General features: G+C 56.1%; 8 protein-coding genes and 1 pseudogene. 1 reads left to right on the forward strand and 8 read right to left on the reverse strand.

Annotated features, from left to right (window positions below; all coding sequences use genetic code 11):
- The 5 genes from Q0562_RS01870 to Q0562_RS01890 all read right to left on the reverse strand — a co-directional run.
- Window positions 1-511: DUF4198 domain-containing protein (locus Q0562_RS01870; protein WP_298640386.1), on the reverse strand; the 511-nt coding region annotated here is incomplete at its 3' end.
- Window positions 512-671: 160 nt separating this feature from the next.
- Entirely contained in the window at window positions 672-2,042 is a 1,371-nt protein-coding gene (purB, locus tag Q0562_RS01875; protein ID WP_298640389.1) for an adenylosuccinate lyase, read from the reverse strand.
- A gap of 73 nt (window positions 2,043-2,115) precedes the next feature.
- Entirely contained in the window at window positions 2,116-2,736 is a 621-nt protein-coding gene (locus Q0562_RS01880; RefSeq protein ID WP_298640390.1) for an HI_0552 family protein, read from the reverse strand.
- Window positions 2,733-3,416, reverse strand: a complete 684-nt coding sequence (locus Q0562_RS01885) for a DUF4328 domain-containing protein (RefSeq protein WP_298640393.1) — start codon at window positions 3,414-3,416, stop codon at window positions 2,733-2,735. The genes Q0562_RS01880 and Q0562_RS01885 overlap by 4 nt, the downstream gene beginning before the upstream one ends.
- A gap of 29 nt (window positions 3,417-3,445) precedes the next feature.
- Window positions 3,446-4,063 carry a DUF4328 domain-containing protein gene (locus Q0562_RS01890; protein ID WP_298640395.1) on the reverse strand — a complete coding sequence of 206 codons (618 nt, stop codon included), beginning with the start codon at window positions 4,061-4,063 and terminating at the stop codon, window positions 3,446-3,448.
- A 24-nt stretch (window positions 4,064-4,087) separates the two neighbouring features.
- Between Q0562_RS01890 and Q0562_RS01895 the strand changes: the two are divergent.
- A pseudogene (locus tag Q0562_RS01895) lies at window positions 4,088-4,925 on the forward strand (IS630 family transposase).
- 132 nt (window positions 4,926-5,057) lie between these two features.
- Here the strand turns inward: Q0562_RS01895 and Q0562_RS01900 are convergent.
- The 3 genes from Q0562_RS01900 to Q0562_RS01910 are packed head-to-tail and all read right to left on the reverse strand — an operon-like array spanning window position 5,058 to window position 6,879.
- Window positions 5,058-5,537, reverse strand: a complete 480-nt coding sequence (locus tag Q0562_RS01900; protein WP_298640398.1) for a peptidylprolyl isomerase — start codon at window positions 5,535-5,537, stop codon at window positions 5,058-5,060.
- 21 nt (window positions 5,538-5,558) lie between these two features.
- Window positions 5,559-6,086: a phosphatidylglycerophosphatase A gene (locus tag Q0562_RS01905; RefSeq protein WP_298640400.1), complete on the reverse strand. Its 528-nt coding sequence runs from the start codon at window positions 6,084-6,086 to the stop codon at window positions 5,559-5,561.
- 1 nt (window position 6,087) lies between these two features.
- Window positions 6,088-6,879 (reverse strand): cell division protein ZapD, encoded by a 792-nt coding sequence (locus Q0562_RS01910; RefSeq protein WP_298640403.1) that lies wholly within the window; start codon window positions 6,877-6,879, stop codon window positions 6,088-6,090.
- Between the last annotated feature and the right edge of the window lie 315 nt (window positions 6,880-7,194).

Genomic DNA, 7,194 nt, shown 5'->3' on the forward strand with positions numbered 1-7,194 from the left:
CGACTTTCACTTGCGTCGGGTCGGCCAGCGGCACGATTTCCAGATTCTGCCCGATCGGCTTGCTGATGGCGGGGACATCCACCGCTGCATCGCCGACCACAAGCAGCTTCTTGCCGAACATCTGCGCCTGCTGACAGGTGCTGGCATCGGGCACCTCCGTCAGATTCTGCTGTTTCCAGCCGTCCTTGTTCTTCGCCCAGAAGGTCGGCTGATAGACGGCGCTCAGCCAGTAGCTGCCGGCGGCCAGTTTGCCTTTGGCTTCGTACTGATAATTTTCGCCCTTCTGGTTCATGTCTTGTGTGCTGCCGTCCGTGCCGTGAATGGCAAGCGGCTTGAAAATCTGCACGCGGTCGCCGGCGATGGCTTCCAGCGTCGGGAAGTAATCGCTGTAACCGAGGTCGGCTTTGAGCACCTCGTCGGCGGCGATTTTGTCGGGCGCACTGACCCAGAGTTCGTGGGCGGATGCGAGGGAAGATACGGCAACGAGTGCTGCCAGCAGGGTCTTTTGCATGGGATTCTCCGGTTGGATGGGAATGTGGTATGAAACCGGTGCGGATTGTACCCGTGTCCCCGGAAGGGAAGCAAATGCGAAACTGTCGTATTTGTGCAGATGGTGGCGGCGGCAAACGCGCCGCCCCGTGGCGGCGGCAGCAACGCCGCGCGTTTGGCTCTCAGATGCGCGCCGCGAGGGCTGCCGCTTTGCCGGTGTAGTCGGCAGGCGTCAGGGCAAGCAGGCGGTTTTTGGCCTCAATCGGCAGGTCGAGGCTCGCAATGAAGGCGTGGATTTCGTCGCGGCTGATGTGTTCTTTGCCGCGTGTCAGTGCCTTGAGCTTTTCGTAGGGCTGCTCGATGCCGTAGCGGCGCATCACGGTCTGGATGGGTTCGGCGAGCAGGGCCCAGTGGGCGTCGAGGTCGGCGGCAAGCGCTGCCGGGTTGGCTTCGAGTTTGTCGAGGCCGCGCAGGTGCGCCGTCCAGCCGAGCAGGGTGTAGCCACAGGCGACGCCCATGTTGCGCAGCACGGTGCTGTCGGTGAGGTCGCGTTGCCAGCGCGAGACGGGCAGTTTGTCGGCGAGGTGGTGCAGGATGGCGTTCGCCATGCCGAGGTTGCCTTCGGAGTTTTCAAAATCGATGGGGTTCACTTTGTGCGGCATGGTGGAGGAGCCGACTTCGCCCGCCTTGATTTTCTGGCGGTAGTAGCCCAGCGAGATGTAGCCCCAGATGTCGCGGTTGGCATCAATAAGGATGGTGTTGATGCGCGCGAGGGTGTGGAAGTATTCGGCCATGTAGTCGTGCGGCTCGATCTGGATGGTGTAGGGGTTGTAGCTGAGGCCGAGCGCGGTTTCGACGAAGTGGCGGCAGTGGCTTTCCCAGTCTTTGTCGGAATAGGCGACAAGGTGCGCGTTGTAGTTGCCGACGGCGCCGTTGATTTTGCCGAGCAGCGCCTGGGCGCGTAGTTGGGCGATTTGTCTTGCGAGACGCTGGTGGATGTTGGCGATTTCTTTGCCGAGGGTGGTCGGGGTGGCCGGTTGGCCGTGGGTGCGGCTCATCATGGGCATGGCGGCATGGGTGTGCGCCATGTCGCGCAGTTTGGTGGTGATGCGGTCAAGGGCGGGCAGGAGGACGTTGTCACGCGCGTCGCGCAGCATCAGGGCGTGAGCGAGGTTGTTGATGTCTTCGCTGGTGCAGGCGAAGTGGATGTATTCGCTGGCGGCAGCGATTTCGGCGTTATCCGCGAAGTGTTGTTTGAGCCAGTATTCGACGGCTTTGACGTCGTGGTTGGTGGTTGCCTCAATCTGCTTGATGGCAGCGGCGTCTTCGTGGCTGAAGGTTGTGATGGTATGCTCGATGGCGGCAAGGGTTTTGGCGCTAAATGGCGGGACTTCGCCGATGTCCGGCGCGGCAGCAAGGCTTTTCAGCCATTCGAGCTCGACGGTAACGCGCGCTTTCATCAGGCCGTATTCGGAATGGATGGGGCGCAGGGCGGCGACGGCATTGGCGTAGCGGCCATCAAGCGGGGAGAGGGCGTAGAGGGGGTCAAGCATGGGGAATCCTTGGATTAGGGTTGGTTTTGGGTGAAAAGCGCGTGGTTGTCTCGCTTGGCAGCGCTTCGAGCCGCTAGGGATGGCAGGCTTCGTAAAGCGGTTGCAGGTCGCGGATGGTTGCCGCTATCCAGGCCGCGCTGTCTTCGCGTCCGAGCTGGTCGCGCTCGATGTGTTTGCCGATATTGTAGTAGTCGTCGGCGTTGCGCAGGCGGATGTCCGTCGTTTGGGCAACGGTCGGGTAGTCGGCGTATTCGTCTTCGTCGCCGTGCCAGAGGTCGTAAGCGGCGTAGTGTTCGCGGTCAAGCGCGTCCAGCCAGTGGTTGTAGTGAGCCAGAGTAGTGGTGGAGATGCCGGCTTTGTAGCAGTGCCAGTCGAGGCTGACGGTGAGGCGGCGCTGGTTGAGCAGCACGGAGAGGATGGTGGCGGTGTCCTGCCGGTCGCGGTATTTGTAGTAGGCGAAGAAGTGGGCGCGCACTTGCCAGCCGTTGCACCAGCGTTCGATGTGCGGCGCGGCGAAGGGTTCGCCGAGCAGCCCGCTCACGCGGTTGATGACGGCGCGCCAGTTTTCCCAAGCGGCTTTGTAATCGGCTTTAATCTGCGGGATGGCTTCGGGGGCGTATTTTTTCAGCTGCGCGAACTGGTAACAGGGCAGGTCGAACAGGTCGCAACTGGCGGGGCTGAGGTTGGCTGTCATGGGTCAAGGGCGGGGGTGTCTGTCGGGATGGTGTTGTTTTGTATTTCTGAGTAGTTTTTTTGTGCCTGACTGATGGCGCGGGTGATTTTAATGAGCAGGATGGCAGATATCACGTGCAGCATACGGCTAATAACGTAAGTATTAATGGCGGTTATGTCGAAGGGGTTATTTATTAACCATCTGATTCCTATACAGCCACTAATGTTGCCAAGAATAAAACTTAGCCACCAAATAGAGATAATGCCTGTTTCAAGATTATTTTCGTTTTTTATCAGCTTAAGGCTTTTCTGCCAAATTTCCTTGATTATTTGATAGGGAGCAATGGCACTAATTATAGGAATAAGCCAGCACCAAATTGTCTCTTGAGGTTTATAGCGAATACGTCCGGCTTTGAAGAAATGCAGGTTGGCATTGGTACGATATGTCCATATTAATACGAGAACAGCTGTAATGAATAATAAAACAGCATGGGAAACGGCTACAATTTTATAAAGACTATCAATTAATTGCAAAAATTTTAATGAAAAATGAGGTGCGTTAGGGCTTTTGGCCTTTGCCAATAAAAAACGGACAAAGCCGAAATAAGCTGCTTCAAAGATTAAACAGCCCAAGGAAAGACAAACAGCACCATACAAATAGCGGGTGAGAGATTGTAATTTGCTGTATTTATAGTCTTTCATAGGTGTTCCTCTATGGTGGGGGCATGGTCCTAGCGGACGGATTTTTGCTGCTGTTGGTGGGCGGTGGTTTGTGCCCGGTTGATGCGGCGGGTGAGCGTCATCAGGGTTTGCGCCGAGACCAGGGCAAAGCCGTGCATGATAAGCAGGAAGCAGACGCCGGTGATGGCGGCGCTGTTGGCGGTGCGTCCGGCAATCATGCCGCTGCCGCCGATGGCAAGGAAGGTGAGCCACCAGCGGAAGAGGAGGTTTTCGTTGTCTTCGTCGAGGTCACGCACGAGAGCGAGGCTGCCGCGCCACAGTTCGGCCATGATGTTGTAGGGCATCCAAAGGTTCAACAGCGGGATGAACCACCACAGGAGGGTGCGCCCCGGGGTGTAGCGGATTTTGCTGTCGTCAGGGCTGAGGACATGCAGGTTTTCGTTGGCGCAGAAGCACCAGGCGAGGGTCATGAAGGCGCTGATGATGAAGGTGAGGGCAGTGAAGACGGTGAGCACCCGGTAGGTGGTGTCGGCATGGTGCAGGTAGGGCAGGTAGCGGAAGTAGTCGGCGGCGGTCCGGCTGCTGCACCAGGCGAGGCAGGCGATGGTCAGCAGGGTCAGGATGGACGCGATGGTGATGTATAGTAAATTAAGTTTATAATAGCGCATGTTTCACTTTATCCTTACATTACTATGGCACATTCAATAGAAATTAGAGAAAAAGCTTTAGGGTATCTTGAAAGATGTAAAAATGTCAGTCAAGTTGCAAGAGCATATGGTGTTTCTAGAAATACATTATATTGCTGGCTGGATCTCAAGCAAAAAACAGGCAAGCTTGAACGTAGAGTTGTCAAAGCAAGACCAAGAAAAATAGACCGGGAAAAATTGGCAGCCTATATTGAACAATACCCTGATGCCTATTTCGCCGAAATAGCGAAACATTTTCATTGCAGCGCAGTGGCTGTTTTCTATGCTTTGCGTAGCATGGGAATAACACGAAAAAAAAGACCATAACATACATGGAGCAGGATCCTGTAAAAGTGGAGAACTATCTGCAACAGCTGCGACATCTTGGTGATTACCGGACTGTTTATGTTGATGAAACAAGCTGTAGCACCTACCTGTACAGGGAATATGGCAGGGCGAAGTCGTAAAGGGCTGTATTAAGGGAAAGAAATATCAGCGCACCTCACTGGTTGCAGCAAAGATTGAACAAAAGCTGGTAGCGCCCATGGTTTATAAAGAAACAATGGTAAGTCATTTCTTTGAGGAGTGGTTTGAAACATTTTTACTACCTGAGTTAACTGAAAAATCTGTCATTATTATGGATAATGCGGCATTTCACAGAATAAATCTCTTACAAGAGATGGCAAAGAAACACGGTCATGTAGTATTACCTTTACCGCCATATTCACCGGATCTTAACCCTATAGAGAAAGTTTGGGCGAATCTAAAAAAATACATGAGAAAAGTTATATCCAAATACGGCACTTTTGAGGAAGCGTTATTGTCCTATTCTTATCTTAAATGACCATACTGGTAGGCGCGGATGAGGCGGTGCAGCCAGCGTTCCAGTCCGTGCAGGTCGCTGTATTCGTAGAGGGTGTCGTCAGTGTAGGCGTTCATGGCAAAAAAGGCAGCTTGCGCTGCCTGGGTCGGGGTTTTAATGGTGATGGTGTCCGTGCGGGCCGTGCACATGGCCATGCGCGATTTCTTCGGCGGTGGCTGCGCGCACGTTCTGCACTGTGGCCTTGAAGCGCAGGGTCAGGCCGGCAAGCGGGTGGTTGCTGTCCAGGATGGCGTGGGTGTCGTCCAGACCGGTCACGCGGAAGTAGCGGATGTGGCCGTGGCTGTCTTCGCCTTCGAGGATGTCGTCCACTTTGATTTCCGGCGGCAGGATGTCGCGCGCTTCGCGGCGGATGTGTTCTTGTTGCACTTCGCCGAAGTGGTCGGCGGGGGCGAGGGTGAGCTCGATTTCGTCGCCGGGGTTTTTGCCTTCCAGCGCCGCTTCGACTTTGGGAAAGGTGCCGTGGTAGCCGCCGTGCAGGTAGATGAGCGGTGCGCCGTCGTGGGCGATTTGCTGTCCGTTTTCGTCGTAGAGTTCGTAGGCGAGTTCGACGACGCTGTTTTTCTGGATGGGCATGGGTTTCCTTAGATTGGGGGGTTAGAGGAAGGCGGCGGTGAGCCACAGGGGTATCAGGGCGTAGAGGGCGGCAAGGACGTCGTCCAGCATGATGCCGAGACCGCCGGGGGTGCGGCGGTCAATTTGCCGGATGGGCGGCGGTTTAGTGATGTCGAAGAGACGGAAGAGGAGAAAGGCGGCGAGGTAGCAGGGCAGCATCCCCCAGCGTTGCCACAGGGCGGGCGGCAGGTAGGCGAGCACAATCCACACGCCGACAAATTCGTCCCAGACGATTTCGCCGAAGTCGTGCACGCCGAGGTCGTGCGCGGTTTTGCCGCAGAGCCAGCAGCCGGCGGCAAAGGTGGCGAGCAGGAAAACGACGGTGGCGGCATGGCCGGTGAGCAGGAAGGAGAGCGGGTAGTAGAGGATGGTGGCAGCGAGGGTGCCCCAGGTACCGGGAGCGGGGTGAATCAGGCCGCTGCCGAGGCCGAAGGCGAAGAAATGGACGGGGTTCTTGACGAGGCTGGCGAGGGTGTGCGGGCGGAAACCGGCGGGGTTCTTGGCGTTCATGTCAGAGGACACAGGTTTGCAGGGCGAAGCGCACCGGTGTTTCGACTTGTTTGGCGCGTTCTTCGGGGTTTTCCTGGGTCATGAAGCGCACCGAGAAGCGGTGTTTGTCGCCGCTGATGCGCGGGAAGACGTGGTGTTCGTCGTCAAGATGGATGCGGATCATCTGGTTACGCCGGTTGCTGTCGAGGGTTTTCAGGAAGATGCCGTCGTCGGTGTATTCGTTGGTCAGTTCCGCCCCGGCGCGCACCAGGCGCAGCACCAGCGCCACCGCGCGTGCAATCGGCAGGAACATTTCGTAGCATTGTTGCAGGAAGGGGATTTCGTGGTTTTCGTTTTGCAGCAGCCAGTATTGATAGGCGGGGACTTCAAAGAGGCAGTTGCCGCTCTGGTTGAAGTTGCGCTGGCGCAGGCTGGTGAAGAGTTCATTTTCGCGCAAGGCGCTGATGGGGTTGAAGTTCAGCGCGTAAGCTTCTTGCAGTGACATGTCAATGCTTTCCAGCGTCGCCACCCGCTCGTCCAGCGTCCACGACAGGGCGAAGTGTTCGCGGTCAATGCCCGTTTTGTAGCCTTGCAGTTCTTTGATGATTTCCGAGCGGATTTCGTAGCGGTGCAAAAAATCCAGTACGTCGAAGAGGGCGTCGAGAAAGAGCTGGATGGAATAGTATTCATCAGCGCGGTGGAAGTTTTTCATCTGGAAAAACATCGATTCCAGCCGCATGAACAGGCGGATGCGTTCATTGAGCGGCTGCTCGTAAGTGCTTAATTGACATTGGGTTTCTGGGCTGATGGGCATGGCGTCGTACGCGGTCGGTGCGAAGAGGGCGCATATCGTGGCACAAGCGCGGCGCAAGGCGCAAGCCCTGCCGCCGCGTTGCGTGAAAGAGGGCAGTTTTGGTATAGTTTCGCGCCGGATTTCACGGCTACGGAAGCCGTCCGGCCCCTTGATTTCAGACACTTAACTATAAAGTCCGACAAAAGCACGATGCTTGAGCGGACATTTGTTTTACTACTAATTTCAGCCGTGCGCCCCGACGCGCGGTTGCGGAGCCCCACATAATGAAAAGAATGCTTATAAACGCGACCCAGCAGGAAGAGCTGCGTGTCGCGC

It is taken from the genome of uncultured Cardiobacterium sp., from assembly GCF_938028825.1.
Classification (GTDB): Bacteria; Pseudomonadota; Gammaproteobacteria; order Cardiobacteriales; family Cardiobacteriaceae; genus Cardiobacterium.

Coding starts and splice junctions, on each gene's coding strand:
- purB (WP_298640389.1), bottom strand. CDS start 2,042: ATGCTTGACCCCCTCTACGCCCTCTCCCCGCTTGATGGCCGCTACGCC.
- Q0562_RS01880 (WP_298640390.1), bottom strand. CDS start 2,736: ATGACAGCCAACCTCAGCCCCGCCAGTTGCGACCTGTTCGACCTGCCC.
- Q0562_RS01885 (WP_298640393.1), bottom strand. CDS start 3,416: ATGAAAGACTATAAATACAGCAAATTACAATCTCTCACCCGCTATTTG.
- Q0562_RS01890 (WP_298640395.1), bottom strand. CDS start 4,063: ATGCGCTATTATAAACTTAATTTACTATACATCACCATCGCGTCCATC.
- Q0562_RS01900 (WP_298640398.1), bottom strand. CDS start 5,537: ATGCCCATCCAGAAAAACAGCGTCGTCGAACTCGCCTACGAACTCTAC.
- Q0562_RS01905 (WP_298640400.1), bottom strand. CDS start 6,086: ATGAACGCCAAGAACCCCGCCGGTTTCCGCCCGCACACCCTCGCCAGC.
- Q0562_RS01910 (WP_298640403.1), bottom strand. CDS start 6,879: ATGCCCATCAGCCCAGAAACCCAATGTCAATTAAGCACTTACGAGCAG.